35 protein-coding genes are annotated in these 26,161 nt (G+C 52.4%); 31 read left to right on the forward strand and 4 right to left on the reverse strand.

The window, feature by feature from the left end:
- Window positions 1-113: 113 nt before the first annotated feature.
- From AQ621_RS17585 to AQ621_RS00740, 16 genes are all read left to right on the forward strand, one after another.
- A complete protein-coding gene (locus AQ621_RS17585; protein WP_158499515.1) occupies window positions 114-287 on the forward strand; it encodes a hypothetical protein in 174 nt (57 codons plus the stop codon).
- A gap of 111 nt (window positions 288-398) precedes the next feature.
- Window positions 399-1,544: a hypothetical protein gene (locus AQ621_RS00670; protein WP_058339850.1), complete on the forward strand. Its 1,146-nt coding sequence runs from the start codon at window positions 399-401 to the stop codon at window positions 1,542-1,544.
- A gap of 109 nt (window positions 1,545-1,653) precedes the next feature.
- A complete protein-coding gene (locus tag AQ621_RS00675; protein ID WP_058339851.1) occupies window positions 1,654-2,553 on the forward strand; it encodes a RecB family exonuclease in 900 nt (299 codons plus the stop codon).
- Between the two features lie 126 nt (window positions 2,554-2,679).
- Window positions 2,680-2,994, forward strand: coding sequence for a hypothetical protein (locus AQ621_RS00680; RefSeq protein WP_145840221.1), 315 nt, complete (start codon window positions 2,680-2,682; stop codon window positions 2,992-2,994).
- Window positions 2,995-3,128: 134 nt separating this feature from the next.
- The gene (locus tag AQ621_RS00685; protein ID WP_058339853.1) at window positions 3,129-4,328 is read left to right on the forward strand and encodes a hypothetical protein; all 1,200 of its coding nucleotides are present in this window, start codon (window positions 3,129-3,131) and stop codon (window positions 4,326-4,328) included.
- A 398-nt stretch (window positions 4,329-4,726) separates the two neighbouring features.
- A complete protein-coding gene (locus tag AQ621_RS00690) occupies window positions 4,727-5,176 on the forward strand; it encodes a hypothetical protein (protein WP_058339854.1) in 450 nt (149 codons plus the stop codon).
- A 65-nt stretch (window positions 5,177-5,241) separates the two neighbouring features.
- The gene (locus tag AQ621_RS00695) at window positions 5,242-5,679 is read left to right on the forward strand and encodes a hypothetical protein (protein WP_058339855.1); all 438 of its coding nucleotides are present in this window, start codon (window positions 5,242-5,244) and stop codon (window positions 5,677-5,679) included.
- Window positions 5,680-5,933: 254 nt separating this feature from the next.
- Window positions 5,934-6,470, forward strand: a complete 537-nt coding sequence (locus AQ621_RS00700) for a hypothetical protein (RefSeq protein WP_058339856.1) — start codon at window positions 5,934-5,936, stop codon at window positions 6,468-6,470.
- Between the two features lie 68 nt (window positions 6,471-6,538).
- On the forward strand, window positions 6,539-7,486 hold the full coding sequence (locus AQ621_RS00705) for an AAA family ATPase (RefSeq protein ID WP_058339857.1): 948 nt from the start codon (window positions 6,539-6,541) through the stop codon (window positions 7,484-7,486).
- Window positions 7,487-7,495: 9 nt separating this feature from the next.
- Window positions 7,496-8,152 (forward strand): hypothetical protein, encoded by a 657-nt coding sequence (locus AQ621_RS00710; RefSeq protein WP_058339858.1) that lies wholly within the window; start codon window positions 7,496-7,498, stop codon window positions 8,150-8,152.
- A gap of 188 nt (window positions 8,153-8,340) precedes the next feature.
- Window positions 8,341-9,345: a DUF3150 domain-containing protein gene (locus AQ621_RS00715; protein WP_058339859.1), complete on the forward strand. Its 1,005-nt coding sequence runs from the start codon at window positions 8,341-8,343 to the stop codon at window positions 9,343-9,345.
- Window positions 9,346-9,421: 76 nt separating this feature from the next.
- Complete coding sequence (locus tag AQ621_RS00720; protein WP_082640804.1) at window positions 9,422-11,374, forward strand: VWA domain-containing protein; 1,953 nt, start codon at window positions 9,422-9,424, stop codon at window positions 11,372-11,374.
- 277 nt (window positions 11,375-11,651) lie between these two features.
- Window positions 11,652-12,764: a DUF7146 domain-containing protein gene (locus tag AQ621_RS00725; protein ID WP_058339861.1), complete on the forward strand. Its 1,113-nt coding sequence runs from the start codon at window positions 11,652-11,654 to the stop codon at window positions 12,762-12,764.
- On the forward strand, window positions 12,761-13,024 hold the full coding sequence (locus tag AQ621_RS00730) for a hypothetical protein (RefSeq protein ID WP_058339862.1): 264 nt from the start codon (window positions 12,761-12,763) through the stop codon (window positions 13,022-13,024). The genes AQ621_RS00725 and AQ621_RS00730 overlap by 4 nt, the downstream gene beginning before the upstream one ends.
- A 68-nt stretch (window positions 13,025-13,092) precedes the next feature.
- Window positions 13,093-13,917, forward strand: coding sequence for a hypothetical protein (locus tag AQ621_RS00735; protein WP_058339863.1), 825 nt, complete (start codon window positions 13,093-13,095; stop codon window positions 13,915-13,917).
- 13 nt (window positions 13,918-13,930) lie between these two features.
- A complete protein-coding gene (locus AQ621_RS00740) occupies window positions 13,931-14,710 on the forward strand; it encodes a hypothetical protein (protein ID WP_145840222.1) in 780 nt (259 codons plus the stop codon).
- 180 nt (window positions 14,711-14,890) lie between these two features.
- Here the strand turns inward: AQ621_RS00740 and AQ621_RS00745 are convergent, their stop codons facing one another.
- Window positions 14,891-15,199, reverse strand: a complete 309-nt coding sequence (locus AQ621_RS00745; RefSeq protein WP_058339865.1) for a hypothetical protein — start codon at window positions 15,197-15,199, stop codon at window positions 14,891-14,893.
- A gap of 328 nt (window positions 15,200-15,527) precedes the next feature.
- Here AQ621_RS00745 and AQ621_RS00750 point away from each other — a divergent pair, with 328 nt between their 5' ends.
- The 15 genes from AQ621_RS00750 (at window position 15,528) to AQ621_RS00815 (ending at window position 22,835) form a co-directional block, all read left to right on the forward strand.
- A complete protein-coding gene (locus tag AQ621_RS00750; protein ID WP_227508188.1) occupies window positions 15,528-16,160 on the forward strand; it encodes a site-specific integrase in 633 nt (210 codons plus the stop codon).
- A 36-nt stretch (window positions 16,161-16,196) separates the two neighbouring features.
- Window positions 16,197-16,838, forward strand: coding sequence for a hypothetical protein (locus AQ621_RS00755; RefSeq protein ID WP_058339867.1), 642 nt, complete (start codon window positions 16,197-16,199; stop codon window positions 16,836-16,838).
- A 33-nt stretch (window positions 16,839-16,871) separates the two neighbouring features.
- Window positions 16,872-17,039: a hypothetical protein gene (locus AQ621_RS17590; protein WP_158499516.1), complete on the forward strand. Its 168-nt coding sequence runs from the start codon at window positions 16,872-16,874 to the stop codon at window positions 17,037-17,039.
- Window positions 17,040-17,071: 32 nt separating this feature from the next.
- Complete coding sequence (locus AQ621_RS17595) at window positions 17,072-17,227, forward strand: hypothetical protein (RefSeq protein ID WP_158499517.1); 156 nt, start codon at window positions 17,072-17,074, stop codon at window positions 17,225-17,227.
- Window positions 17,228-17,400: 173 nt separating this feature from the next.
- Window positions 17,401-17,601: a hypothetical protein gene (locus AQ621_RS17505; RefSeq protein ID WP_145840223.1), complete on the forward strand. Its 201-nt coding sequence runs from the start codon at window positions 17,401-17,403 to the stop codon at window positions 17,599-17,601.
- Window positions 17,602-18,216: 615 nt separating this feature from the next.
- Window positions 18,217-18,462, forward strand: coding sequence for a hypothetical protein (locus AQ621_RS00770; RefSeq protein WP_058339870.1), 246 nt, complete (start codon window positions 18,217-18,219; stop codon window positions 18,460-18,462).
- Window positions 18,463-18,476: 14 nt separating this feature from the next.
- Entirely contained in the window at window positions 18,477-18,770 is a 294-nt protein-coding gene (locus AQ621_RS17600) for a hypothetical protein (RefSeq protein ID WP_058339871.1), read from the forward strand.
- 648 nt (window positions 18,771-19,418) lie between these two features.
- The gene (locus AQ621_RS00785) at window positions 19,419-19,664 is read left to right on the forward strand and encodes a hypothetical protein (RefSeq protein ID WP_058339873.1); all 246 of its coding nucleotides are present in this window, start codon (window positions 19,419-19,421) and stop codon (window positions 19,662-19,664) included.
- 32 nt (window positions 19,665-19,696) lie between these two features.
- The gene (locus AQ621_RS17605; protein ID WP_153637270.1) at window positions 19,697-19,855 is read left to right on the forward strand and encodes a hypothetical protein; all 159 of its coding nucleotides are present in this window, start codon (window positions 19,697-19,699) and stop codon (window positions 19,853-19,855) included.
- Between the two features lie 12 nt (window positions 19,856-19,867).
- The gene (locus AQ621_RS00795) at window positions 19,868-20,425 is read left to right on the forward strand and encodes a hypothetical protein (RefSeq protein ID WP_145840224.1); all 558 of its coding nucleotides are present in this window, start codon (window positions 19,868-19,870) and stop codon (window positions 20,423-20,425) included.
- Window positions 20,426-20,478: 53 nt separating this feature from the next.
- Window positions 20,479-21,060 (forward strand): hypothetical protein, encoded by a 582-nt coding sequence (locus tag AQ621_RS00800; RefSeq protein WP_145840225.1) that lies wholly within the window; start codon window positions 20,479-20,481, stop codon window positions 21,058-21,060.
- Between the two features lie 336 nt (window positions 21,061-21,396).
- The gene (locus AQ621_RS17610; protein WP_158499518.1) at window positions 21,397-21,534 is read left to right on the forward strand and encodes a hypothetical protein; all 138 of its coding nucleotides are present in this window, start codon (window positions 21,397-21,399) and stop codon (window positions 21,532-21,534) included.
- Between the two features lie 351 nt (window positions 21,535-21,885).
- A complete protein-coding gene (locus AQ621_RS00805; protein WP_058339877.1) occupies window positions 21,886-22,107 on the forward strand; it encodes a hypothetical protein in 222 nt (73 codons plus the stop codon).
- 15 nt (window positions 22,108-22,122) lie between these two features.
- Window positions 22,123-22,467: a hypothetical protein gene (locus AQ621_RS00810; RefSeq protein ID WP_145840226.1), complete on the forward strand. Its 345-nt coding sequence runs from the start codon at window positions 22,123-22,125 to the stop codon at window positions 22,465-22,467.
- 35 nt (window positions 22,468-22,502) lie between these two features.
- On the forward strand, window positions 22,503-22,835 hold the full coding sequence (locus AQ621_RS00815; RefSeq protein WP_058339879.1) for a hypothetical protein: 333 nt from the start codon (window positions 22,503-22,505) through the stop codon (window positions 22,833-22,835).
- Window positions 22,836-23,285: 450 nt separating this feature from the next.
- On the opposite strand, the gene AQ621_RS00820 is transcribed toward AQ621_RS00815, so the two are convergent.
- The 3 genes from AQ621_RS00820 to istA are packed head-to-tail and all read right to left on the reverse strand — an operon-like array spanning window position 23,286 to window position 26,022.
- Complete coding sequence (locus AQ621_RS00820) at window positions 23,286-23,741, reverse strand: hypothetical protein (protein WP_058339880.1); 456 nt, start codon at window positions 23,739-23,741, stop codon at window positions 23,286-23,288.
- Between the two features lie 48 nt (window positions 23,742-23,789).
- Window positions 23,790-24,530: an IS21-like element helper ATPase IstB gene (gene istB, locus AQ621_RS00825; protein WP_053112996.1), complete on the reverse strand. Its 741-nt coding sequence runs from the start codon at window positions 24,528-24,530 to the stop codon at window positions 23,790-23,792.
- Complete coding sequence (istA, locus tag AQ621_RS00830; RefSeq protein WP_082640780.1) at window positions 24,517-26,022, reverse strand: IS21 family transposase; 1,506 nt, start codon at window positions 26,020-26,022, stop codon at window positions 24,517-24,519. Before istA ends, istB begins: the two co-directional genes overlap by 14 nt.
- Window positions 26,023-26,161 lie beyond the last annotated feature (139 nt).

A 26,161-nucleotide genomic window follows, 5' to 3' on the forward strand; every position in this document is an offset into this window, starting at 1 on the left:
GATCAACGCTTAGCGAAATGATCCTGGCTATTTCAGCCTGAAACGAACCCGGCAGGGTGAACGCCCTGTTACAGGGTACGTTTGCGCCTGCCTCAATCACATTGGAGGCCTCCATGATTGGTGTCATTGAAAAAACCCCGATTGCAGATCTGATCCCTCTGGGAAAAGGCTTGTTTCGAGGTGAAGGCGAGTTGGGTAATCAGACCATCCGGTTTCTGATTCGCCTTGGTAAAGATGGGCGAGTGTACGTGTTGAGAGCTGTTGCCAAGAGCAAAGCTGCTGCATAACCACCGTCAATAAACGATATCCACCTCCATCTGGAGTGTGGACAAGTGAACCCGGCAGGGCGGAAGTCATCCCTGTGGGGAGCGCTGTCCTGCCAATGAGGAGATATCGATATGACTGCTAACACCGCTGTTACTGAAGACTTGGATCTGACCTTTTCTTCAACCCCAGTGTCGTTTCTGGACTCCTACCAGGAGCGAGTTGGCAACCAGGTGATCTGCGGTTACCTGGTTGATTCTGATAGGCCCATGAATCCACTTGAAGAGTGGGATGGCGTTGGTCGTATTTATACGGCTCACCGGCATTCCTCTAGCCATGCAGAAATGCAGGAAGCTTTGGGTCTGGATTCTGACTGGGAGCCCAATGTAGAGCTTGTGCATGATGAGCACCCTGAGCGCTTCAAAAAGGCGTGGGTGCTGGCAGCTGCAAGTGATGTGGAATTTCAGGAGTGGTGCCAGAAGAACGGCCGGCCGCCAAAGTATGCCGACCAGGAGCAGCTGGACGCTTACTACAAGCGCAAGGCAAAACGCTTTTGGAAAGATACCGATGGCGAGTTGGGCCCGGACTGCTACTGGATGACAACGATCTGGAGTTTCGAGTTCACAGATTCCGTGCTGGTGAAGTTGTGGCACGAACTGAACTCTGAAGGCCTGATTGGTGATCCTGATCGAGTGTCACTGGATGTCTATGAACATTCCGGTGTTGCTTACTCGGTGAGTGGAACCAGCGCTGGATGCGCCTGGGACACAGCCCGAGGTGGAGCTGTCTGGGTTCCTGATGATTGTGCGAGAGAAGAAATCGATCGCAGGGCTCCTGTCTACGCCTACGGAGAGATCGTCACCAAGAGATCGCCGGCAGGCCGGGTATGGGCTTTCAAGCTTCATCAGTCACCTGAGATTACATCCATTTGGTTCAGTGCTTGGGGGTATGCGTTCAACGCACTGGAAGCCGCAACGCGAGCCAAACGAGAGAAAGACCAGTCCAGCCCCAAGTGGGCGGAAATGGCGTCCAAGGGAAGGCGGCAGGCAGCCGTTGAGATGGCGGCTGAGGGAGCGGAGCTTTACACGAATTACTGTAATGGCTCTGTGTACGAAGTTGTGATCGAGACATTCGAACTCTGTTCGTGCTGCAACTCGGCAACCTCCAAATCTGTTGAGCGCTTTTCGGAGTGTTATGGATTTGAGGATGCAGAGGAATCGCTTAAAACCACCTTCGCGGAGGAAGTTGTAAAAGCAACCAAGCGTGTTGAGTCGCGCTGATTGCAGACGTTCAGGCTCATGAGAGTCTGACTCAATAGGGGTGGCCTGGCCGGCAGAATCGGCCGGGTCATCACAATCGAAATGATTGGTTAAACTGTAGGAGGACATGATGACTGAATTAATGGTTCGCCCATCCGGCATACTCAAGCACGATGACTGCCCACGCAGTTACGAGCTGCAATATGAGCTTGGGCTCAGGACTGAAGCCATGAGCATCAACCTTCCATTTGGAACGGCGGTGCATAAGTCGGCTACAGACTACCTGATTGCGGAACACTACTCTCGTTCCTGCAACGTCGTAGACATCTTTAAGGAAACGCTCACGAAGGAGCTGGAGTCCAATATCATCGAGGTTCCCTCGTCAAAGTCCATTCAGGACTACTTTGCGATTGGTGAACGGTTGGTTGAGGAGTTTCCGGAAGCCTGGGATAAAAGCGGCTTGATGTTGTGTCTGGACAAAGAAGGTAAACCGATCGTCGAACGTCGAATGAAAGCAACCCTTTCGTTTGGCCTTGTCTTAAACGGACAGCCAGATATTGTCGCGCTCGATAGCGAAGGCGATGTCTGTGTTATCGACATCAAGACCCCGGCTCAGGTTTCTGATCCGTTGTTCTTGAAGGCATCTGATCAGCTAACGTGCTATCAGCTGCTTTTGGAACACAATGCAGATGCCCTTGGCATCGACGGAGTTCAGAAGCTGGGCTTTATGGAAGGCGTAAAGCGTGCAATACCGAAAACGGGTCGTGGTGAGGGCCCTGGTTGGGAGCCCATTCAGTTGGCACCAGCCAGAGATGAATCCGATCGTCAGGATTTGATTCAGAAAGCGCTTGAGATCAAGCGTCAGCGAGACAGCGGATACTTTCCGAAGCGTTCGCGAATGGCCTACAACACACCCTGTACGATGTGCGATTTTCGTCATTACTGCGTGGAAAAAGATGCTTCAGGCATTGTTTTTCCGAAAGAAAGAGAAAGTCGTCCCGAGCCGATTGCATTGCCGGCTTGGTTCTGACACTGCCCAAGAGTGGTGGTCTTCCAGAACACCCTTAATACCGTTGAGGAAGTTCTGGGAGATCCGCCAGTTCTCGCACTAAAGGGGAACGTAAATCTTACTTATTGGAATTTAGCGGAGAAGATCATGACTGAAGAAACCCTTTATTTTGGAGAGGAAGACGAGTCAGAGATTGTTCATATTGCTAGTGCGGACGAAATCAAAGATCGCGTAAAGCGATTGGCGGATGAAGCTTGGGCCGATCACGGGGATTCGTATAAAGCGTATCTCTCCAAATTCGGCCAACTCATCGAGTCCTATGTGGCAAACACAAACGAGCAAACTGAGCGAGGAGCTATCTTTCAATTCGCGTGTGAGTATGACTATCACATGCGGGCGGAGATCGAAAACCTGCCGGACGATCTGCCACCAACGTTATTGCCCGAACTAAAGACAGCTTAGGCAGGGCATTGAAGAATAGTCTGATTGAGATTGTGTTTGATTTCGGTCTCTTTCTGACACAAGACCCCCATTGGGGGTCTTCCAGAACTTCCTCAAGAGGGAGTTCCGGGAGACCTCTAAGGCGAGAGAAGACTATGTTTTTCAAGAAGAGCACGAAAGAATTGGCTGACACCAACAGAGGTGCCAAAAATTCCATGACAGCGAAGCTGCCAGGCAGGTTCCGATCTGCGTGCCCCGATGCCGGGGGATCCTGGTCAGCTTTGTACGAACTGCCAGCAATGTCGTTGCAGCGCCGAGTCCAGAATGTCGATGGTGGCGGGAATGGTCTCTCACGATACGAGTGGCAGACAGAAATAGCCACCGAGGCCATGATTATGATCGACAAGCGCCCCCTGCAAGCCCTGGTTGGGCTCCATGGTGAGCACACGTACGACTTTCACCGGGCCGCTTATTTGCGAGGGTTGGTGGCAGGCCTGGGCGCGTATCTTCGGGCCGGGGCCCTGTTGGTGGATGGTAAAAAACCCTTCCACCCAGCGCTAACTGACTGGCCCGATCGAGACATTAAGTGGGTAAAAGATCGACCGGTCAAACCCGAGTTCAAGCTTGCCCCTGGGATTTGTGAATACCGGATCGCGCAACAGATCGGAGCCATTGAGATGGCCGAGAAGCTCGATCCAAGTGTGCTGGGGTATTTCCTGGATTCGTTTGATGTTCGCCCGTCATCCAAGAACCCCATCGTGGTCTCCCTCCTGGAGGCTGAAAATAAAGTTTCAAAGGTGCTTGCCCTCAATGGCGAAGATACCCGCAGCATTCCTAAGCTGATGGATGTGTCATCTGTTATCGAGAGCAGTATCACGGAGGAAGTTGTTGCCGAACCGAAAGAAAAAGTGGCAACTCCACCGGTAATTCAGGAATCGCCGGCTCCGGCCGAGGCTGACCAGACACCTGTGGCTGTTGAAGAAGCCGCCCCTTTGTCCGTGTCCGGCGAAGACATCCTGAAGCTGATCATGACCAGTATCCCCCAAGGGGTGGTGACCGTTAACGACACAGACTCGATGTTATGCGAAGTCGAAGGTACGTTGGCCCTGGTCTTCCCGAGAGCGACGAGAATGCTGGCAGAAATGCTGCACAAGCCTGAAGAAGAAATTGAGGCAATGATTGTCAGGGATCTGACCGATGAAGCAGATTCCTACCCGGCAGTGGATTATCGAATCCAACGAAAAGGTCGAGGGTGGGGCAAGATACGCTTGAAAAAGCTCAAGCCTGAATATGCCTCGCAAGTTATGAGCGTTTTGTCGAACAGAAAGCCGGCACCCGAAATAAAACGGCGATAAAAGCTGAGATATTTTGGGGGGGTTTTCCAGATTAGGGCGGCAGGGATGCTGATAGTATGGATCTCATAGGGAAGCAACCTCCACATTGCCTGCACTTTATGTGCAGGCCTTTTTAAGAATCTGTCCCTCGGGACGATCACTCGCCTGGCGAGTGTTATACGAGCCTGACGTTTTCAGGTCGCTCTATCCGACTCCTCGGTGTGAGCCTGTCCTTCAGTTATTCCGAACGCCATCGCACGCCTTATAGGTAACGCGACTGCGCATTGATAATTTGGTTCTGGGATAACCCTTCTCTTAACCCACCTGCTGCTTGATCACCGGACTTCCGGAAACGTCTGGATCGGGCTTTTCCGGAAGTCCGGTGTGGACATCCTGAAACCTGAAGAAGGAGAAGCAGCATGGTTGTAATGAAGTCCAACGAAACCTTTCGTTCTGGATTTACCAATATGATGGCCTTTTGGCATGACGAATTCTCTATGGCTGGTTCTGACCAGGCTTATAAAGAGTTGTGTCGTGACCAGCTGGCGATTTTGGTCGAGCGACAGAAAGCCTTTGAGCGTCTGGTGAAAGCCTTTCGCGCTAAGGGAGCGAACCTGGAAGTGAAAGCTACCGGATCTGATCGTTGGTGCGCCTTTTGGGGTACCGATCAATCTTCGGGCACTTTCCGCTGCCAGATCTTCGACCAAGAGGTTTTTGTTGGTACCAAACATGAAGCATCTATAAGCGAATTGCTCTACTGGTGCGTCATGCAGGGACTAACAGAGCCGACAGCTGATTCGGTCAATCTCGCGGTTGAACCAGAATGGCGAAAAGGTATTCAGGTGGTCGAGAACTCTCTCGCCGCCTGATGATATGACCCCGCAGGGGAGACCCTGCAAGGGTTTCCTCTGTATCCACAAAAGAGGAAACCAAGATGAAGAACGCAGAATTTACTGCCAATCAGGTCGCCACGCTGTCCGACAGGGACTCTGGCATCGACAAAGCCATCATTCGGATGAATACCTCCCGAATAGATGCTACTGGTAAAGACCGGAACAAGTTCCGTCGTCGCCAGCCAGTTTCAGTGACGAACCTGGATACCGGACTCACCACGATGGCATATGTGATGGGCGGTCAGCTTGCTCGCGATGAAGTCGCGATCGACTATGACTGCCGGCATGCTCTGGGCCTGAAATTCAAGGACAAGAGCTGCCAGCTGGCGATCAAGCCGGCCGGAAAACTCACAGTGATCAAGCACTACGTCACTCACGCTGACCTGGGCTACCGGCTCAGCATGCAGCTGGGCTTGCTGGGTGCTTCATTGGGTGGTTACGGAGTCGCTAAAGATATAGTGGCGTGGATGATTGGCTGACCGTGCATGTGCGCGGTTAGCCGACCTTTTCCGGGTACCTTTCCGGATAAAACAGTGAACAACAGTTGCTAGAATCGAAGAAATTCAAATGAGCTGCTCCTCTCAGTTCATCTGAATTTAGTCGCACCGCGACTGAATCGGCCGATCTCGGCCAGGTTAGCTGAGCCTACAACACAGCGCTGAACCCGCCAATTTGGGAGACACCATCTCCCGAATTGGGGTGATACCTGTCTCCCGCATGAGAGGAGACAGAAATGATCGTATCACCTTCATACCGTGCTAAGGCTGAACAGCTTGGGCAATTGTCCATGCTGGACGACTTAGATCGCCTTCTCGATGAACTTCTCAATGTAGACGTTAATCGCCCGCCTTCATGGCGTGATGAAGAAGTCACCCTGCTTAAACAGAAGCTCTTGAGCTTCAGTTTGGAGCAACTCAATGACTCTCGCTTAAATGCGCAAGCTCGCGATGAAATCCTGTATTGGGTTTTTGATGAGATGGTGGAGAAAGGGCCAGCAAAGCCTTTTTCCTTCCAAGATTGCTGTCATGCAAGCGACCTCGATCCTGAAGAGATGCAGAGCCGGATGGAACATCAAGTTCGCCGTCTGGAAGCAGACCTTTTGGATAAGAACCTGCAAGCCCTCCAGAAGCGCAAGACGAACACCGTCAAGCGTGTACTGGGCTGGGTAAACGCGGAATCCAACGATTTCTTCTCGTTTCAGAGATGTTGTCGTGCCGCAAAAGCAAACCCTGACTCTGTGCGTGATCAGCTGATCCGTCAGTTTCAGTAATCCCTAACGGGGAACCTTCCCGTTAGGGGGTGGGTTCCCCTTTTTTTTGCTCTAAAAGGAGAATCCCGATGAATGCTATGACTGTTACTGAGTACACCATTGCCAACACCTTCGGACTTGAGGGTGTCCAAATCGGCGTAAGCGGGTACCAAGAAGGTCACAAGCATCAGGCGTTTGTGCCTGATCTTATTGAAAACTACCAGTTCCGCCGCGAGGTTCTGATGACGGTGGCTGCCTGGTGGCAGATGGAGGAATCACCTCTCTATCTGTGGGGGCCGATGGGTACGGGCAAGACCAGTATCCTCCTGCAAATGGCTGCACGCCTGAACATCCCTGTTCAGCTTGTAAGCTGCCACGATCGTCTTGAGACGCCTGACCTTATTGGGCGGTATGTTCTCAATGATGAAGGTGGTATGGACTTCATTGACGGCCCTCTGACAACAGCAATGCGCTTTGGCCATTTGCTGATTCTGGATGAGATTGATTATCTCAATCCAGCGACTGCCGCAGGCTTGAACGGACTTCGTGAAGGTCTGCCTCTGACAATCCCTGAAACAGGTGAAACCGTTCGCCCAGCTGAAGGTTTTAAGCTGGCAGTGACAGGCAACACCAATGGGATGGGCGACGATCTCAATGTTTACCCCGGTATTAACCGAATGAACCAGGCATTCCTCGATGGCTTCGTGGGTCTGGAAGTCGGTTATCCGGAAAAGCAAACAGAGATTGAGATCTTGAAAAGCGTTATGCCAGATCAGGATGACAATGTTCTGGAGGCAATGGTGTCTGTCGCAAACTCAGTCCGGTCGCTCTTTATGGGTAACCCTGAAGCTGATGAAGACAACGCCATCGAGGTGACGATGTCAACTCGAACGCTGGTGCGCTGGGCGCGTTGGAGGCTGGTGGCCGACAACCACCCGAAGCCATGGGAATTCTCCATGGAGCGGGCCCTGGGATGGCGCACGTCGCCTGAAACCAAGGCGGTGATCAACGGCATCATTGACCGTGTATTCGGTTAAGGGGGCCTCATGATTCACTCGATCTTGCAGTCTGCTGAAGGACAGCGAGTGGTACTGGAGATTGATCAGGATGAAGCACTTAACCTCTGGCGCTATGCGCCAGGGGCTAAGAAGCCAAAACTGATTCGGGTACCCAAGAAGCTGTGCGAACAGCAAAAGCCTGAGAAAGAGCTGGAAGTACGAGTTGCGAAACTCACTGCCCAAGGCTTCTTTGTCAGTGAATCCGAGGAAGCAGAAAACGCTTCTGACGAGCCGACCGAGAATCCCGACCACTCTATTTCCTGGAGGCTGGAAGGGGTTGTCAAACAAGCCTGGTTGCCGGATGACCTGAGAAAGGTTTCCGCAATCGAAAATGACTCGCTGGTATTGCGAATTGAAGGACTCAAAAAGATTGCGTTCAAGCAGTCGGCTAAAACACGAGCGATCTCTGCTGGAAGTCAAACGACTCTCAGCGCGATGGTTCCTCTGCTGAGGCTTAAAGAGACCTTACGCAACCACGGAGTTGAAATGCAGATCATTCATGAAAATGAAAAGCAGGATCAATTCGTGGAAAACGTCACAGTGAAAGAGGCTGCCAAAGTCTGGCCCGAGCTCATACCCGAGCTTGAAGAGCATGGCTTGCGGAAACCTCAAAAGCTTGGCGTGAAAACCGGCTGGGTTTGGTAACCCATCAATGAAGCTCACCTTACGGTGGGCTTCCCAGTAGGCCTGGTACTGGGTCTAGCGGGAAGCCTTCCGGCTTGTCTCATTTACTCTCCCTTGAGAGTGAATCCGCGAAATGCGGGCAGCTAGTTGGGCTGCGAAATAACCAGCAATGAACGGCCAATAGGTCATCCCCTCATAAGGAGTTAATTATGAATACTTCCAGCATTGATATTCTGGAGCAGGTGGTTTGTGTATCTCTCGACGTTCGGATCTGGTCTGGACGGAGAATGCTCAAAAAAGAAGATCTGATGGTTCAAGGAACCTTGCCGCCAAGTGATTTGGTGTCACTCGGTTCCAAGAAAATCATCGATCCAAGCGAGTTGTCGGTCTTCAACGCCATGAAAAAGCGTATGGAGCGGGCATGCCTCGAATATGGCACTCGTTTTCTCGGCGGTTATGCCGTCCCGTTGGAGCGCTTCAACGAACTGTCAGCGGAGCTCAATGACGCTGTGAATGAAGCGACCATGAAAAAGCAAGATCTGCTGAATCGTTATGACTCTCTGATCGATTCCTGGTGTGCGAAACATCCCACTTACGAAGCGATCATTCGGAAGGCCACGGTTCCCTCTCCGGTTGTTGATGAGCGAATCAACTTCAACTGGATGAGTTTCCGCGTCAATCCGGTGACCAATGACGAAGAGGCAGAGAAACGGCTCGATACCCAGGTGAAGGGTCTTGGCCAAAAGCTGATGGATGAGATCTCCAAAGAGGCAGAGATCATCTACGGCCGCAGCTTTAAGGATAAGCAGGAGGTGACCCAAAAGATCATCGCCCCGATCCGCAGGCTGCAAAAGAAAATGGTTTCGTTGTCCTTCGTCGACAACCGAATCAAGCCACTGAGCAAGGAGATCGATGATGTCTTAGATGCTCTTCCGAAAACCGGAAAGCTCAAAGGCATGGAGTTCTTCGCATTGCGAGGGCTCATGGAGCTCCTGTCCGATGACGAGAGGATTCGGGCCTTCTCTTCCGATGACGCCAAGGCGACTGACGATAGTGAAGACGTGATCACTGAAGAAGTTACCACTGAGAGTGTGGTGGCCGATGAAGTGACCAGTGGAGATGAGATCGAGGAAGCGGATATTGAGGAGGATGTTCTCCCAATGCCCACCCCTCAAAAACCAAAGACCCAACCGCTCAAAGGCTGGGTTTTCTAAGAAGCCCGCTGGCACGGGGAAGCATTTTCACCTTCCCCTGCCAGGGGGAAGGTGCGTCTAAATCAAGGAGAACATCATGACTGCACCTATGAACCGCAAAGCTCTTATCGGAGCACTGCCGCTGATCGCTCAAACCTTGGGGGATAAGTACGGAGTCAAAGTCCACATCGGACGCAGTGGTAAAGCGTACACAGATGGAGTCAATATCCACCTGCCGCCGCTACCGCTTGAGAATGATGAGATCGAAATTGTGGCCAATGGCTACATCGATCACGAAGCCTCTCACATCAAGGAAACGGATTTTGCGGTCTTCGCAATTCGCAAGCCGGCCATTGAGCAGCATTTGCTCAACATCCTTGAAGATCTTCGGATCGAGAAGCGAATGATGGAGCGTTACCCCGGTACCAAAAAGAACCTGAGCAAACTGGTTCAATACCTGGTAGCAAAGGGTGACGGCTTCACAATGCCGACCGGTGATCCTGCCGATGACCATCCAGCAAACGTGCTGGTGAATGCGTCATTGATGATGGGACGCTGTGAAGTGTTGGAACAGGATGCGCTCAACGACATTGCTGCTGCGTATGAGCAGCGTGTCGCGAAAGTGTTTACCAAGGGAACTGTTGTCAAGCTGAGCGCTTTGCTCGCACAAGCGATTGAGCAGGACAACACCTCCGGTTGCCACCGGTTAGCCAAGAAAATCCTGAAAATGGTTGAAGATGAGTTGAAGGATTCTTCGAAGGAAGAGCACGACAACCAGGACAGCCAGCAGGGTGATCAAGGCGACCAGGGTGATCAGGACGATCAGGGCTCTGGCGACTCCTCGGAGTCTGGGAACGACAATGACCAGAATGGCGATCAGAGCGATGACTCTGCCAGCGACGGTTCCTCCGGGGCCAGCGATTCTGGTGAAGACTCAGACGACGCTGACGGCGACTCGGGCCAATCTGGCCAAGGTTCTGCCGGCAGTGATAACGAGGAAGGCGACCAGGACTCCGATGCGGACAGTCAATCAGGCGGATCGGATGACGGTGCTGATGATCAAAATGGTCAAGGCAGCGACACCGACAGTGATCAGGATAACTCTGAACCCTCCGGCGGTAGTTCTTCAAAAGGCTCCGGTTCGGGCAACGGGGAAGAAGTGATTCACAAGATCAAGAATTCGTCCGCTGACGACATTGATGCCAAGTCTGACCTTGGAGATCTGATAGCCGACCGGCTGAATAAGGATGTGAGCGATCATCTCGATGAACATGGTTATGGCCATAGCATTGGGGAAATAGACAGCCACAAGACTTACGAGCCAAGAGGTCTTCAGGCGGTAACCAAGTCCGAAGTTAAGCAGGCAACAGTCAAGCTTAGAGCGCGGCTCCAGGCGAAGATTGAAGCCAGCCTTCGTGAAAACCGTTACCTCTCTGAAAGTGGTCGCAAAGTCTGTTCACGCGCTCTTCCGGGCGTGAAGACAGGCAATGCCAAGGTGTTCAAGCACCGCACGGAAAGTCGCGGAATGGACACGGCCATTCAGATCCTGGTGGATCGCAGTGGTTCAATGGGTTGGGATGATAACGGCCGTACGTCCGCCCCCATAGGCCCGGCCATGCAGTCAGCAATGGCTGTTATGGCTGCATTGGAAGGAATCAACGGAGTGGCTACGGCCTGTTCCGTCTTTCCATTCTGCGAAACGCTGACCGGTTTTGACGAGCCTCTGGCTCGGACGACCAAGCGTTATGAGCTTGCTGTTACTGGCGGAACGCCGCTTACGGAGGGGCTGCTTTGGTGCGTGAAGCATCATCTGTCCAAACGTCGAGAGCAGCGGAAAATCTTCATTGTGATTACCGATGGAGAGCCAGATAACCCATACACAGCTCATGAAACTGTGAAAAAAATGTCAGCTGCTGGCATTGAAATGATTGGCATAGGAATTGGTAACGATGCAGAGCATGTTCGCTCATTGTTCCCGGTTTCGGATGTCATCTATACGGTCAACGACTTGCCCAAAACGCTGTTCAAGCTGATTCAGGCAAAGTTTTGATCAACTTATCCGAGCCCCTTGTGGGCTCGGGATTTTTACCAAAGGAGAGTCTTCTGTTCCGGAGGTCGAGATCTGCCGCAAGTTTTCCTGCTCGGACAATTTGCGAGAGGCCTTGCCCTCGCCACAAATGTTCTGCCGTTGCAGGACGTTTCTCAGCCCCGGCTGAGCAGTAGCTTGCTGTCAACAAGCACAGAAGAACACCGAAAGGGTGACCAGTTCACCCTTGGGGGTGGTCGGTCTCCTGGAGGTCAAACCAATCACTTTGAGGAGATCGATAATGAGTAAGAAAAAATTTGTGGACATCCCACAAACGAAAGCTCTTGCAAGAGGTAACTGGCATACCATCTTCACCGCTTTCGTAGCCGCTTACGACCATAGGTTGTTTGAGAAGCCTGGACGCAAGCATGGCCCCTGCCCACTGTGCGGAGGCAATGACCGTTTCCAGTTCTTCAAGGATGCGAGAGAGACCGGTGGCAGTGTGTGTCGCCATTGCGGAGCAAAGCCAGATGGTTTTGATTTGGTTGGCCAGGCTAACGACTGGGACTTCATTGAAACAGCACGGCAAATTGACGCGCTGCTCAATGGTGAAGAGGTCTCGGCTCCGAAGTCTGTGGACTGGGAAAAAATCCAGAAGCAGCAGGAAGAAGCCACCAAACGGCAGAAAGAGAAAGACGAGTTCTTTCGATCTTTGCTGAAGAAAGTGTGGAAAGAATCCTTTCGGGCCGAAGCGCCTGAAGCTGCACCACTTCGTCGGTATTTGGCGAACCGTGGTCTGGATGTTCACAACTACCCACGAACGCTTCGTTTTCATCCGGGTCTTGATTCGGTGAATGAAGATGGAGAATTTGAGGGTACATTCCCGGTCATGCTGGCGCTTGTTGTCGATAAAGACGGCGCACCAGTGACCATCCATCGAACTTATCTGACTGAAGATGGCCGCAAGGCACCAATCGAAAGCCCGAAGAAACTGATGCCGTACCCATCGGACAGATCGGTTTCTGGCGGAGCCATCCATCTCTCTGGTACAGGCAAAGTGCTCAATGTCGCTGAAGGCATTGAAACAGCACTGGCCGTTCAGGAGATGGTAGGAGGATCCGTTTGGGCAACCGTCAACGCATCGATGATGAAGAACCTTCAGGTTGGGGAGCCGGTTGAGGCTGTCTGGTCTTGGGGGGATTTAGATCGAAGCGGAGACGGTCAGGCTGCATGCAAAGAGCTGGTTGAGAGACTCCGGAAAGAAGGGAAACAGGCTACAGCTTGTTTGCCGACGCTGGATATCCCGGCTGGCGCTAAATCGATCGATTGGCTGGATGTGTACCTCAAGTGGCACGACAGCTCAGTGATCGAGAGCTTGCGGTTCATTAAAGCATCACAGAAGGCGGCTGCATGAGCGTTTTCAATGCTATTCCAGTGGAAACTACTCCGGGGGCAAACCATGTGTTTGCCCCGCCGGAGGGCTGGTTCGGGACTAATGACGACTACCTGGCTCTGATGCGCAAGCGTTGGGCTGAAGGTGGCCTGTTAAAGCACCAGATGGGCTTTACAGCGAGATTCGTTATGAATCGGTGTGTTAAGCCCGAGTCAGTAATAGAAGGGCCGTATGCAGAGCCGGCAATGAGCATCATTGCCAGGCTTGCCCGGTCAGATTAATGAATGTTGCAGATACCGAAACCCATGTGAACCTAAAGGTATCAGCAACCACTTAAACGAGGTGAGATATGAATGCTGTTAAATATGAGACGTTGAGCGAAGTGAATGAGCGACTGGTCGAGCTCGGACTGCAAAAAATCAGTCCGCAACAGGCTGCGGAAATTCAAAAAGCCGCACCCAAATCGCGACTGGTTCAGGCGCTGCGCGAAGCATCGAGCAACACAGGGGCCATGAACTTTCTGCGCCGGCTTATTCCGGCGAACCAAGGTTCCCAGAATGCTCCGCAGACAGCTCCAGCAGCAAATCAGAGTGGGCCCCAGCAACGGCAAAGTTCCAGTCAGCCAGCTCGGGCCCATCAAGGAAATAACCCTCCAGCGAGCAACCGCCCACAGAACCAGGCCCCGGCCCAACCTCAAGGGGAAAGGCGAGGGGATAAGGACTACACCAGCCACCATGTTTATGGCGGCAAGGCAGCCCTGACCTGGAGCGCGGACGAAACTCGCAATGGTGAGCCAACCATTCGTCTGGAAGGCGCAAAGTCGATCGGTGAGCGACAGTACGACTGGTCAAATAAGATCGCGGTGCAATTTACCCGAGATGAACTGACCTGTGCTGTTGCTACCCTGACCGGTGCGCTACCAAAGATGGAAGGCAAGAATCACGGCGTAGGCGACCAAACCGGAAAAGGGTTTGAGATTGTTGACCAGGGAACAAATTTCTTCGTCAAAGTCTTTGCCCCAAATGCCGGCGTGTGTGCCGTACCCATGACGCCCGAGGATGCTTTCACGGTGACCTCGATCATTCTCAAGCAAATGCGCAAAGGCAAGCCATGGCTGTCAGGCCAAGACCTGATCATGCTTGCTGCGCGGACTGTAGGACGGATGAAAAAGTAAAGGGAGCCGGGCTTTGGCCCGCTTCCGTTCTTTAACGGCAAATCATGGGGAAATAGCGGTGACTACGATTCATGTGACAACCAAAAGGGAGGGCGATCGCTTTCTTGTCTCTTGGATGACAGCGAATCAGGCCGGGATCATTCCGGTTCACGTTGACATCGAGACAGAGGACGAACGAATTCTTGCAGAGATGGCTGGGCTTCGGCACCTTCTTATCGAAAAGGAAGTGCTTGGAATGGCGAGGACGGGTGAAGGGCTGACGATCAATGTCAGTTGCGGAGCTATCCGGAAGCTGTTGCAGCGGAAATCCAGCAAAAAAGAGCTGGTGAAATACTCAACTTGGATGCGATCGCGGTTTGCTGACGCTATCGTGAAAGCGCCCAAAAAAAGCATTTCGCCAAACCAGGTAGAAGCTCGGATGAAAGAGCAGGGCAAGGTCATGTCGGATCCCATTGTTATCAATGAGGATTATGAGAGTCGAGATACGATTCCAACGACACTTGGCCAAGTCTGCATTTCCCATCACGCGGTTTACCGCCTGGAAGAGCGCTTGGGAATGAAAAATTCCTCGGCAGCCTGGCGACTAATCAGGAAAACCCTTCAAACGGACAACCTGACGCCGGCCGAACTTCCTGAATCAGTCAGGAACAAGAAGCGTCGGAAATACTGTGATGATGCTGTGTACTTCAACAGCTCATCTGGTTGGCAGCTGGTGTTGGTAGAATCAGGAAGCATCCTGGTGCTGACCACGATCTACAAAATACCGGCAACCAGCTACTGTAGAGCGGCTTGAAACCGCAAATCCGGCTTAATAAGGTGACACCCTCTCGGGTGTCACCTTTTTTTATGGAGCGCTTGATTTACCAAGGAATCTTTGGCATCTTAAATACCTGATATGATAGTCGCCAAACTTAATATCGCTCAGAAGCCAGGCCCCCAAGGTCTGGCTTTTTTGCTTCATGGAAACATCGGCTTAATGTGAAGTGCCCATGCAGCCGGCCGGGAATAATCCCTGCAATGAGCTATCGACCTGCGCGGACACCCACTCAACATCTCGCGGAGATATCCGCAACCCCAGCTCTTGACCAAGACTCACAATATCATCAGTAATACCGGTATCCGGCCCATCCTCACTGATCGAAAGCGTTCTCAGTAGTTGACGACTCTCCTTCAGGCCAATCAAGCAGAAGTGCCGATACGCCAGTCCGCAACGGACATCATCCCAAGCGATGAGCAGCCCTTTCCCCTGGTCGACCAAAGCCCGACCTGTAATGGTTTCCATACAATCTCCAGCGTTTGATGTGTTCGCATATACTTTGACGAATTTCAGGCAGGCGAACTTACCAAGCGCCGGCACTTTTCAAAGGGTTTGTGTTGAATTCTCCGACTCTCTGCCATCTCGCAGGCTTAAATTATACAATTCCCATGAAGACAATCCCGGCCCGCTCTGGGGGGCGATTCCTTGAGAAGCACCCGCTCGAAATGTCACAAATCAGCTTATAACCCGTATTGCACACATGGGCATGTGTGGTACTGTATGTCACATATTCGGTTATAACCTGATTTGAGCACAACAAATGCCCGTTGAGAGATTGTTTAGCGAGAGCGATGTGCAGCGCCTGATTGACATGAACGCAGTGCCACCATTTGCACAGCGCAATAGCTGCTTGATTATCGCAGCCGTTTATTGGGGGCTAACGCCTTCTGAACTGAGTTTACTGAGGCTCGAAGATATAATGGATCAGTCGGGCGAGTTCTTTCGGATCTGGACACTTCCAGCCAGCACTGCATACAACGGCGATGCGAGGGAACTACACACCGATGATCACGTTCTCCCTTTCTTCACGCAATACATGGCTTGGCGGGGCTCTGAAGGGCTTTATACGAGCAATCAATCCTGGTACCGGGGCTCCGATCCGAAGAGTCACTTCTTTCTTAACGATCGCGGGGAGCCGTTCAAGCTATCACCGAGGAAAAAGGGTTCGACCGACTATCAGCCTCGCGCCATGAGCGCCAAGCTCAAGTCGTTCATTGAAAGAGCTGGAATAGAAGGGGCAACAGTTGCCACCTACCGCGATAGCTGGGTTAAGGCGATGTTTGAGGCGGGAGCTCATTACAAGGACTTGATGTACGTCTCTGGAATTAGACAACGCGAAACGATTGATCGGAAGGTTCGCCCTTCAGTTCAAGATTTGGATAAAGTGTTTAAGGAAATTTTCGGCCGCGTTCGTTTGGCTAAATAGGAAACCGACGCTGAGTTAAATTGGGAGAATTAATGTATGAGCGACTATTTTTTGAAGAAGCGCCAGAATGTCGTGCCAGAACAACGGAGCTTAGACATCCGCACGGATAAGGGCCGGAATCTGCGTTTCCAGGCACTGGATGGTTTGGTTATCGGAAATCTGCGTGACAGGCTGATCCATATGAAAGAAACGCTGGGTTGCGCCCTTAACATCTTGGGTGGAGGCCCTGGATCAGGGCTGTTGTTATTTTGCTGCCTTCCTGTCATCGAGGATGCTGACGCAAAGTTGACCTATCTGGATAGCAACGAAGCCGGTGCGGAGTGTATGCGGGAATGGCTAAAAGGGTACAGTTTTCGGGTTTCTGTGTGTTCAAAGGTAGAAGCCATACCCCATGATACGACGCACCTGGTATTGCGATTCGATATTGCTCCTGGTGGGCCATTGTCGTGTCAGTACGACCTGCCTATCGACAAGTTGAATGCCCTGAAAGAAGTGACGCTGATACCTCCAATTAATCAGGATGATGGTGGCATCGATGTGCCAGAGTGGGTTGATGAATGCTTGTGGCTTAAAGGCGTTAGAAGTTTTGACGATCCGATTCAGTGGGATGTTGCGGGCACGGGGAAGGGCCCGGCAGTGATAGATCAGGCACGGCTCCGCAGCTTTGAAACGAACTAGCTGTACTGCGAGGTGGCTGAATTTGGAAGAAAGGTGGCGTCAGAAGCGTTGTCTTATACCAAAGCCATATCTGTCGAGGATGGCAAAACCTTTGTGTCTGTCGTAGTGGTCGATAAACTTTGCCATGCAACCGTGGGCAACAGTTGTGAGCGGTATGTGGCGGAACAAATCAAGTGTGACGAAGGCCGCTACACCCGCTAACCCATATTGGAAAACGAACAAGAGAGGTTGAAATGGAAGATTTTGAAAGCTGGTATGCCATTCTCCAGGATCTGGCAAGTCTCCATGGAGAAAATGTATCGGATCAGGACGCATGGTCCGAAGACTTTGAAGCCGGGAAGTCGCCTGAAGCGGCTTTCTATGATGAATACCCTGAGCACGAAGAATGATTCGAGAATGGAGTAGCTATGTATATCTGTTTTTTTGAGGATGAGTCGATGGGGCGACGGTTTGACGATCCTGTCGAGATGGGGGCCGCAATCACTGAGTTCCTGCACTCTAATCCAGGTAAACAGGTAAAAACACAACTCTACATCTGATTGGAATCCGGGAGCGTGAACGAATGAAACATTTAAAGGCTGTTCGCACGGGAATGTTGCTCATCGGCGTGCTGTTAATCATCGCCGCAGTAGCCATCCATCTCTCAGGTCGAGGGCATGAAGTTTCCATTGCACTCGCCCTGGCTGGATCTCTATGCGGTTTCGCCACGGCAGCACTCAGCATCGCGATTTCACGACAAAGAGCAGCACTTGAGCAGCTTTAATTTGCGCCTGAACTGATATGGGAATTCGGGCACGTCTCCAGGTAAGTATTTCTTGAGAGCCTAAAACCAGGCTTAAAACTGAGAATATGGGGGAAACATGGACAAAGAAAATTCAGTTGTACTCTGGAGAACAATTGCCGTTGTGATTCTGGCAGTGGTTGTTGTCGGAGGGTTCACGGCCGGTTTTTCGTACCAATTTTATGAGCCGGGAGAGCGCTGGGATCGAGCAATGAACCACATAGGGTTTGGTCTGATAGGAGGCCCCATTTTAGTCCTCACCGTGGTTTCGTTCCATTTTGTTAATGCTTACCGAAAGCACCGCCTTAAAAAGGGTCAAGAATAGATTGGAATTCGAGGCAGCGACATGTCAGAGCATAAAGGTAGGCTGGACAAACACACTATCCAAAGGCTGGAGTTGATGTTCGCCTTGAGTATTTTCGGGCTCCCCCTGTTCGCCGTTTTATCCAGGCTGGTCGAGCCAGGTGGTTGGGGGCAATGGTTTGCGGAAGCTGGCGTGTTTGTATTTATCGGAACCTGTGCCTGGTCATGGTACCGACTCTACGCAGATGGCCAAATCCAAATTGGGCGGTAAATGGGAAAACGGAGTAGCAGCCAATGACTATCTACACCACTGTTGACGACGGGTACCAAGTAGACGTTTTCCGAACACAGAAAGCCGTGGCCGAGCGGGCAAACAGCTCTGGATCATATATCGTTCCCCATGACGAGTTCGCAGATGACGCTGAGTGGGTGCCGGCAACAAAATCTTCCATTGTTCAGGCCTTGAGGAAATACAGTGAGGTTCGGCTTGTCGAAGAGGAAGGTTGTCGGGATTGGACGCTGAAGATTAATAAACACTGATTGGAAAACGAATCATGATGAATGTAGCGCCAACAACTGAAGACATCCAGGTTGCCCGACAACAGCTTTCGGACAAGATCGCGCAGGAAAAGGCTGCCGGCATCCCGGCCTTTGATCGCACAGATGCTGTAACTGATATGAAGCGAACCCCATTTCTGATGGCCATGCGAGCAAACGGATATAACGCCAGGCTGAATCGCTCGGGGTGCCAGGTTTTGGAGACCTGTCCATTGTGCAGGGGCTCTAACCGCCACACGTTTACGAAGGGTGACCAGGAAGTAAAGCTATGTTCGGATTGCGGCAACTAATGGGGCGGCTAAGCGAACATTGGAGAACGACCAGAGAGCGCGTGCCGATGACGAAAACTGAGGATACGAGCGAACAATCGCCGCTTGAGCGGTTTTTGAAGTTCAACCATCCGGGCTTAACTGAGTCTGATTTGGAGCCTACAGGCACACCAGGGTATTGGCGCATTAAAGGTGGTTGTCCGGGCGGGGAAAATTGCCGTCATGCCTTTCGGGGCTCGATAGGCCCTTGTGCTGGCGGCGGAGACCTTACGATTTTGTTTTCACAGCCTGGCAGGGATAAAACCGGACGCTTTTTGCGGCCTAACCGCTACTGGGAACGGGTAACGCAAAATACGTGAAGATTACGAAGAACCAGATGGGAATGCGGGAGAGATGCCGAAGTGACAAAAATTGAGATGCTGCTTGTGTGCTTTGTGGGGGCTGTAGGCACCCTTCTGATGGGGGCAGCCATCTGGTATTTCGAAGGGGGTCTGGATGTTGCTCAAAGGTCATTGATGTTCCTGCTTGGACTATCAACTAACGCTTCAGCAGTGGTTTTCATCGTGTGGAAGACCGGCCTCTTTACGAGGGGTGACGTCGCGTCACCGGAAAGTAGCGAAACTAAATAGATAGGAATTCGACGCTGAGTTAAATTGGGAGAATTAATGTATGAGCGACTATTTTTTGAAGAAGCGCCAGGTAGAGAGCCTATTGGCTGACGGACCGCTGAATACTTTCGCCGCCCGTTTGGCTTTTCTGATTCCGGTGATCCTGTTCGCTGTATGTGCGGTTGCTGTCACCTTCTTCGGCGTCAGATACACATTCAGTCAATTGCTGGTGGGTATAGGAGTTCTCTTGATTGCCGCTAGTTGTTTGCCCTTCGCTTTTCAGAAGCCGAAAAACAGCCAAAGATAGGACTAAAACCATGGGAAACCGAGTGCCGTGATATGAACCTTGAACAATACAGACAAGACCTTCTCTCTGAGGCCGAAAGATTCATCAACTGGTGGCATGAGCACCACCAGAAGAACCCGGATGCATATCCACTGGAGATGCCGGAAGGCGAATGGGATGAGCAGTTTCGAGCCTGGCAACAAGTTGACTGATTGGAAACCGGCATGGATCATTTAACCCACATGGTTTCGAGCGCTTTGGCTGCGGCTCGAAACGGTTATGGAACACTCTCTACCGGGGAAGCGCTCGCTGCGGCGTTGATACTCAATGACCATGCCGCTCTGGCTGATCGCGGAATGACAATCGCCGAGGCGTTGGACCGGGTAGGTCCGGCCTGGTCTGCGCTGATACCTACGGCATCTAAGCGTGTTGCTGCCCAGCTGGACGATGTGGAGCAGACCCGGCGCCAGGTAAAGAAACAAGAGGCTGACCAGAGATTTGTTGATTTCGCAGCAGACGGCGGGCCAGTAGATCTTGAGGCAAAGTTCGTTACGTATGGGGATGCTCCAGGTTACCGAGACGCATACATAACCCTCAAGCTCGCTCCCCTTGGATCGAATATGGATGGGCCAAGCACTGTAACAGCGACCGTTAGGCTCGATGCGGTGGATAGCGCGAAGGTGGCACAATCTATCCTCGACATTCATCGGTTGGCATGGCGATCCGGCCATAGGCCTATCGACGCCAATGAAACGGAACCCCGCCCTAGCTGGTTGGGCTGAAAATGAGGAAGGGAATGCGGTGAGGCCTAATGCGGAAGAGACTCACTAACGTTATGCGTGAATATTGGGGGTGGTTCGGTACTGAACGCTTCACCCGTCAAGATTTGTGGCGGCGATTCGAAGGACAGTACCGCAATGCAGGTGGACAAGAGCCCTGGCCCAAGAACGATTTTCTGGGGTGGCTAAAGCTATCGGAACATAAGTGGATTCTGCCCGCCCCAGGCCCAAGGGGCGGAGAGGGTTGGCGACTGAGTGACGACCTTGTTGAAGCGTTTCAAACCGAAAGAAAGCAGAGCCGTGAACTTTGCTGTCTGGCGAAAAATACCATCGAACACACACAGGTCGGGATCGGGATGCTTGAGCTAGACAAAGATCTATACAGGCCAGCCAAGTGGAATATTGTTTGGTCGTTTAAGCCACCAGTACCGATCCCTGGCCCTGATGTGGACGGCAAACCGCGCAACGATCCGAGTTGGGTATTTGTATTCAGTGTGACTGCGGACATTGAACCTGAGAAATTGCAATCTCAAGTTGATGGCGCAGCAAGTCATTTGAAACTTTTGCTAGAGAAGGAGCGATGCCGGGTAGCCTCCACTCTGGAAGAGCTGGATACCTTGGCCGCTCAAATTAACTGATGGGAATCCGGCCATGTATGTGAATGAGGACGAATGTGAGGCGGCTGGGCTAGACCCTGAAGAGGTTAAGCGGATAGCCACAGGCTTGAGTCGATATGCCAAAAAAGCTGAGGCCCTGGGCCTTCAAATATTTGGTGGCACTGGGACTGGATCTCTTCGCTTTGATGACGGTGGCCCTGGGAAACTTGTTGTCGCCGAGATTGAGGGAAACTTTGACGGGGGCGACGGCGGATCAACGGTATCAAATGGCGGCCTACTAAGAGGCGAATGTTAATGGGAAAACGAACGATGGAACAAAAACACGATATCGAGCTTCTTGATAGAAGAGGATAGGCGATGATTAAGAAGATGACCCAGGGGGCACTCATCTTGGGAACTATTTCGCTCATTGATATTTTTGTGCTGACGTTACCGCTATGGTTGTTTGTCACAATCACCGTCATGGCTCTTGCCTTGTTAGAGGCTTCATCTTGATGTCGGACAAACAAATGATGGCAATCCGTCGACACACTAGGCAGCAACGACAAGCCCACTGAGAAGGCCGGTGAGCGCCAAAGCGAACCGGATCTGGCCGAGGAAGGGCCAGGCCCGACTGAGGCATAGGGACATAGTGCCGACCCCACTGCAGCCGGCGCCGAAGCTCGACGCACAAGACACGCGCTCACCTCCAAAACCACCGAGCCAAGGGCTGGCGACTGGTAGACATGGGGGAGCGCTGGGGCGTTAGTGAGCGCCAGATGAGCCGGGTTGCAAACCGGCCAACTCGCAAGGACCTGGATGCGATCAACGGGCTCCCAAACAAGGACTCATGATTGGAAAACGGCCATGGCAACTCTGAACACCAAAGCCCTCGATGACAACGGTGAATCGGTCGAATTTCTTCGAGGTATCCTGTTCGCCCTTTCAAGGCTTGACTACAGGTCTACAGAATATGAGGACATAGTTAACCAGGCTGGCGGATTCGACTTATTGCTTTCAGTCGCAGAAGACTGCGACAAAGAACACGTTGAGGCTGCAATGAAAGCACTACGTGAAGACGACTTTTAACATTGGAAATCGACTATGAAACCTTCTTGCGAGCTATCTGGCGAACAAATTGCCTCCCGATTGGTAGGGCTGATGCGCGGTAGCAATTGCCCTAATCCGTTCATGGAGCGCTATGCGGATTGCATTGAACAAGCTGCTGACCTCGACGATCTATCGTTCGTGCGAGTGGGCAAGGAAACGGAAGCGTTTGAAGAAGCCTTCCGGCACTTTGTGGCGGAATTCCCCGGAGCGCCGGCAGTGACGGTTCCGGAAGGTGAGTTCCTGGATATGGGGGTCTATCTGGCACGAGTCGAGCCGGTGTTGCGCCGGGATATTCTGAAGCGGTGGGCCGGAATCATCCGCTCTAAAGCTGGCAAGTAACAACGTGGGAAACCGGGAAAACGGAAATTGTAGTGATGATAAACAAGATCGTGAAAGGAACACTTGTGGCAGCCTCTCTTTTTGTCGTCCTGGTTGGATATCAGTTTTATGTCGTCATGGCCGATACAGAACAACAACGCCTTTCAGCGCTTGGTGGTTGGGCAATTGGGGATGAAGGCAACAGCAAAATTGCTGAGCAATTCATCGAAGCCTGCATGAAAGGTGGGCCCGTTGACGCCGACTCTCGGCCGGAAAAATTGGTGTCAGTTTATGAATGTGCAAACGAGATTGGTGGTTCCGACCTTGAAACTCTGATTCGCACTACTGACCAGAAAACCAAAGCGCCAGCACCGTTACGGTGGCTTTGAGAACCACATGGGAAAACGCCGGGTTGCAATTCTAGTGCGGCGAGAGATGCTTGAGTAATAGTTCATCGAAAAAAGAGGTCATTTATGAATAATGAATCAGTCAACAAGCGGATTCGGCATGAACAAAGTCGACGCCTGCAAAATGGTCTCTATATCCTTCTGGCTCTAATGTGTGTCGTGTTTGCAGCAACAGCTCAATAGGCGGCCTAATACCACTCGCGTTTATAGCATTAGCTACCGGTATGTCTAACGCTTGTATGCTACTCAGTCGGCCCCGCGTAGAAGCAACCGACGAAGAGATCAAGGCTTCAGCGGCGAAGGGGCCCAAGTGGTTTTTCAATCTCGTCGTTAAACTTGACGAACGGGATAATTACTACACTTCCTGGCCAAGCATCTAATCTCGAAACTCAAACAGTATCAGCGTAATGAACAGTCCACGACATGCGGAAATCAGGTTGCTGAGCCGTCAGCTTCATCTTCTTTCTGAGCGTTGATCTTCATCGTCAGATCCTGAATTATCTTCTGTTGCCCCTGTATCGTGGATTCGGCGTCCTTGAGCTCCTGAGCGTTCCTATCCTTTGTCTCATTGAGCTCAGCCACAAGCTCGGTAACCCGAAGCTCAAGTGATTCAATCGTGTCCTCCGCCGCGATCAAGGCGGTTTCGGTTTTGGAAATCTTCATGCTCATCGCATCGGCTTTTTTGCTGGCAATAAACAGCTCATTCTCCAGCCGTTTAATGACGTGCTCATCCTTCTCAGCCTGGGCCTTGGCTCGGGTGCGCGCGTTATCAACTTCAAGAATCCAGTAATCCAGCTGTTTTTCACTCTTCCGTGCATCAGCGGCCGCATTGTCCTCGGTGATTTTGATTCGCTGGAGTAGGGCTTCTTTATCCCTGTCAATGGCCATTTATTTTGACCCACCTTTGGCCAATAAAATTGACCCACCTTTCATAGTCTATCTTGTGGCTTTTTGCTTCAGTCGATAGCTTTCTCCTCCCAACATAAAGATGTGCGAATGGTGGATGACCCGGTCAATGATCGGCACCGCCACGTTGTCGTCGTGGAAGAACTCGCCCCAACTGGTGAAGTCCTTGTTGGTGGTCAAGATGATCGACCGGTATTCGTACAGGCTGTTGATCAACTGGAACAGATTGTAGCGGGCCTGCCGGGTCATGGGCAGGTAACCCAGCTCATCAATGATCAGCAGGTCGTATTTGGCCAGGGCGCTGACCCGTTTTTTCAGCTCACCCTTCATCTCGGCCAGTTCCAGCTCTTCCACCAGATCCAGGGCATTGCGGAACAATACCCGGTAACCAGCTTCCACTGCCTTGTGGCCAATACCGATGGCCAGGTGGGTCTTGCCCACACCCGGCGGGCCAATGAACACCAGGTTGTTCCGTTCGTCGAGGAACTGGAAGTCCAGCAAGGCGTTCACCTGGCGTTTATTAATGGTGGTCTGGTGCCGGTAGTCGAAGCCCTCAAGGCGCTTCTCGGCGGGGAACGCGGCCATCTTCCGATTCCGGTGGATGCGCTTGTCCTGCCGTTGAACCAGTTCGTGTTCGGCAAGCCGATCCGCGAAGCTGAGATAGGACATCTCGTTGGCTTCTGCCTCGGCCAGCAGGTTGATTAGTTCATCGGCGGCTGCGCTCAGGCGCAGGCTGCGGTAACGGGCTACAGTCTGTTCAAGCTGGCTCATGGGTCACCCCCTGGCCACTGGAGCGGCCAAGACGCTGGTAGGCGCTCAGATCCAATGCCTGCTTGGGTTCCGGTAACGATTCCGGCTGTCGCTCCCGCAGAACGGCCGCCTGGGCTGCTTCCAGGTAGTTTTGCAGTCGTGTGGCCGTCATGCCGGGGCGTTCTGCCAGCGCTGTGATCAACTCTGGATCCACCGGCGCATGGCGCTTGAGCAGGTCACGGGCAGCCACCAACTGATCCTTGTAGATCTTGGGCTCGGAGCGCTTGAGCTGCTGACACAACCGGTGCCCGGTCTCGTCGCTGATCAGGGCGTTGATGCCAGCTTCCAGCTTGTTCACGCGCTGGGCATGATCCCGGTAGTGATGGGTGTTCTTGATCACCTTGCCCTTGTCGGCGCACAGCGCATGACTGGCAATGACTTCGCCCGTGTTCAGGTCGCTGATATGGAGTTGACTGCCGGACTCCAGAACGCCCACCCGGGCCTGCTGCCAGGCCATGGGCACGGAGTACTTGTTGGCCTTCCAGGCGATCAGGCCGGTCTTGTCCACCTGCCGTGTCTCGCGGGCCACAGGCTGTACGCAAGCCGGTGACAGGTAGGCCTCCAGATGTTCTCGCTCATCCCGTTCGAAGCGTTCCCGCGGTGGTTCGCCGGTGGTGCCGTGGATGCGGACATTGGCCACGCTCTCAACCCAGTCCTGCACGTGCTGACGCACGTGTTCCTGATCCCGGAAGACTTCACCGTAGAGGCAATCCTGCTTGACGTACTTAACACCGGCTTCCACCTTGCCCTTGCTCTCCGGGTCATAGCCTTCGCAGGCATGGATCCGGAATCCAGCCGTGGTGGCATACTCATGAAACCGTTGGTTGAGCGTCAGTTCGCGGTACTGTTCGTTGATCACCACCAGCTTGGTCTGATCGTAAACGCACTCATCCGGCAGGCCACCGAAGTACCGCAGGGCTTCGTCATGGAGCTGGATAAACGTCTGGGTATCCAGCGGGCGGAAGGCCAGGCCCACGTACATCAACCGCGAGTACGACAGCACGAACACCACAAAATGCAGCGTGCGTTCTTCGCCACCGATCAGCACGCCGCGCAACTCACCGGGGTCCACCTGACACTGAACACCGGGCACATCCTCCAGAATGGGCTCGTAATAGCGCATCTGGGCCGAGGCCACTTCCTCCTTGAGCACTCGCACATAACGGCGAATGGAACGGTCTGAGGCCGGTAAGTCGCCGACCTTTGCCTGAAGCTTACGGGCAATCTTGACGGCGCTGAGCTTGGGGAATTGCTTGAGCAAATGCACCAGATAATCCCGGTGATCATCGAGGCGCTTGGTGCGTGAGGGATCTTCAATCTGTTCTGAAATCGCGTTCTCATTCATCCGCAGATACTTGCGGACGGTATTGCGGGACAGCCCCAGTTCCTGACTGATGGCGCGGATCGACAACCCTTTGCCGTTATCGTGCAGTGCCTTGATTTTGTGTATCACAACCCACTCCTTCACTGACATGCCCCCGGCTATCGATAAAAGCGGGGGACAGTAGCTGGTTCTGTGGCCTGACGGCCACCCGGAGGTGGGTCAAAATAAATGGCCAGTAGTGGGTCATTTTAATTGGCCACTAACAATC

It is taken from the genome of Marinobacter sp. P4B1, from assembly GCF_001447135.1.
In the GTDB taxonomy this organism is placed as follows: Bacteria; Pseudomonadota; Gammaproteobacteria; order Pseudomonadales; family Oleiphilaceae; genus Marinobacter; species Marinobacter vinifirmus.

Coding starts and splice junctions, on each gene's coding strand:
- AQ621_RS17585 (WP_158499515.1), top strand. CDS start 114: ATGATTGGTGTCATTGAAAAAACCCCGATTGCAGATCTGATCCCTCTG.
- AQ621_RS00795 (WP_145840224.1), top strand. CDS start 19,868: ATGGATCATTTAACCCACATGGTTTCGAGCGCTTTGGCTGCGGCTCGA.
- AQ621_RS00690 (WP_058339854.1), top strand. CDS start 4,727: ATGGTTGTAATGAAGTCCAACGAAACCTTTCGTTCTGGATTTACCAAT.
- AQ621_RS00810 (WP_145840226.1), top strand. CDS start 22,123: ATGAAACCTTCTTGCGAGCTATCTGGCGAACAAATTGCCTCCCGATTG.
- AQ621_RS00700 (WP_058339856.1), top strand. CDS start 5,934: ATGATCGTATCACCTTCATACCGTGCTAAGGCTGAACAGCTTGGGCAA.
- AQ621_RS00685 (WP_058339853.1), top strand. CDS start 3,129: ATGTTTTTCAAGAAGAGCACGAAAGAATTGGCTGACACCAACAGAGGT.
- AQ621_RS17595 (WP_158499517.1), top strand. CDS start 17,072: ATGGAAGATTTTGAAAGCTGGTATGCCATTCTCCAGGATCTGGCAAGT.
- AQ621_RS00755 (WP_058339867.1), top strand. CDS start 16,197: ATGAGCGACTATTTTTTGAAGAAGCGCCAGAATGTCGTGCCAGAACAA.
- AQ621_RS00675 (WP_058339851.1), top strand. CDS start 1,654: ATGACTGAATTAATGGTTCGCCCATCCGGCATACTCAAGCACGATGAC.
- AQ621_RS00710 (WP_058339858.1), top strand. CDS start 7,496: ATGATTCACTCGATCTTGCAGTCTGCTGAAGGACAGCGAGTGGTACTG.
- AQ621_RS00805 (WP_058339877.1), top strand. CDS start 21,886: ATGGCAACTCTGAACACCAAAGCCCTCGATGACAACGGTGAATCGGTC.
- AQ621_RS00725 (WP_058339861.1), top strand. CDS start 11,652: ATGAGTAAGAAAAAATTTGTGGACATCCCACAAACGAAAGCTCTTGCA.
- AQ621_RS17605 (WP_153637270.1), top strand. CDS start 19,697: ATGAACCTTGAACAATACAGACAAGACCTTCTCTCTGAGGCCGAAAGA.
- AQ621_RS00670 (WP_058339850.1), top strand. CDS start 399: ATGACTGCTAACACCGCTGTTACTGAAGACTTGGATCTGACCTTTTCT.
- AQ621_RS17600 (WP_058339871.1), top strand. CDS start 18,477: ATGATGAATGTAGCGCCAACAACTGAAGACATCCAGGTTGCCCGACAA.
- AQ621_RS00785 (WP_058339873.1), top strand. CDS start 19,419: ATGAGCGACTATTTTTTGAAGAAGCGCCAGGTAGAGAGCCTATTGGCT.
- AQ621_RS17610 (WP_158499518.1), top strand. CDS start 21,397: ATGATTAAGAAGATGACCCAGGGGGCACTCATCTTGGGAACTATTTCG.
- AQ621_RS00735 (WP_058339863.1), top strand. CDS start 13,093: ATGAATGCTGTTAAATATGAGACGTTGAGCGAAGTGAATGAGCGACTG.
- AQ621_RS17505 (WP_145840223.1), top strand. CDS start 17,401: ATGAAACATTTAAAGGCTGTTCGCACGGGAATGTTGCTCATCGGCGTG.
- AQ621_RS00800 (WP_145840225.1), top strand. CDS start 20,479: ATGCGTGAATATTGGGGGTGGTTCGGTACTGAACGCTTCACCCGTCAA.
- AQ621_RS00820 (WP_058339880.1), bottom strand. CDS start 23,741: ATGGCCATTGACAGGGATAAAGAAGCCCTACTCCAGCGAATCAAAATC.
- AQ621_RS00695 (WP_058339855.1), top strand. CDS start 5,242: ATGAAGAACGCAGAATTTACTGCCAATCAGGTCGCCACGCTGTCCGAC.
- AQ621_RS00815 (WP_058339879.1), top strand. CDS start 22,503: ATGATAAACAAGATCGTGAAAGGAACACTTGTGGCAGCCTCTCTTTTT.
- AQ621_RS00745 (WP_058339865.1), bottom strand. CDS start 15,199: ATGGAAACCATTACAGGTCGGGCTTTGGTCGACCAGGGGAAAGGGCTG.
- AQ621_RS00705 (WP_058339857.1), top strand. CDS start 6,539: ATGAATGCTATGACTGTTACTGAGTACACCATTGCCAACACCTTCGGA.
- AQ621_RS00720 (WP_082640804.1), top strand. CDS start 9,422: ATGACTGCACCTATGAACCGCAAAGCTCTTATCGGAGCACTGCCGCTG.
- AQ621_RS00680 (WP_145840221.1), top strand. CDS start 2,680: ATGACTGAAGAAACCCTTTATTTTGGAGAGGAAGACGAGTCAGAGATT.
- AQ621_RS00770 (WP_058339870.1), top strand. CDS start 18,217: ATGACTATCTACACCACTGTTGACGACGGGTACCAAGTAGACGTTTTC.
- AQ621_RS00730 (WP_058339862.1), top strand. CDS start 12,761: ATGAGCGTTTTCAATGCTATTCCAGTGGAAACTACTCCGGGGGCAAAC.
- istB (WP_053112996.1), bottom strand. CDS start 24,530: ATGAGCCAGCTTGAACAGACTGTAGCCCGTTACCGCAGCCTGCGCCTG.
- AQ621_RS00715 (WP_058339859.1), top strand. CDS start 8,341: ATGAATACTTCCAGCATTGATATTCTGGAGCAGGTGGTTTGTGTATCT.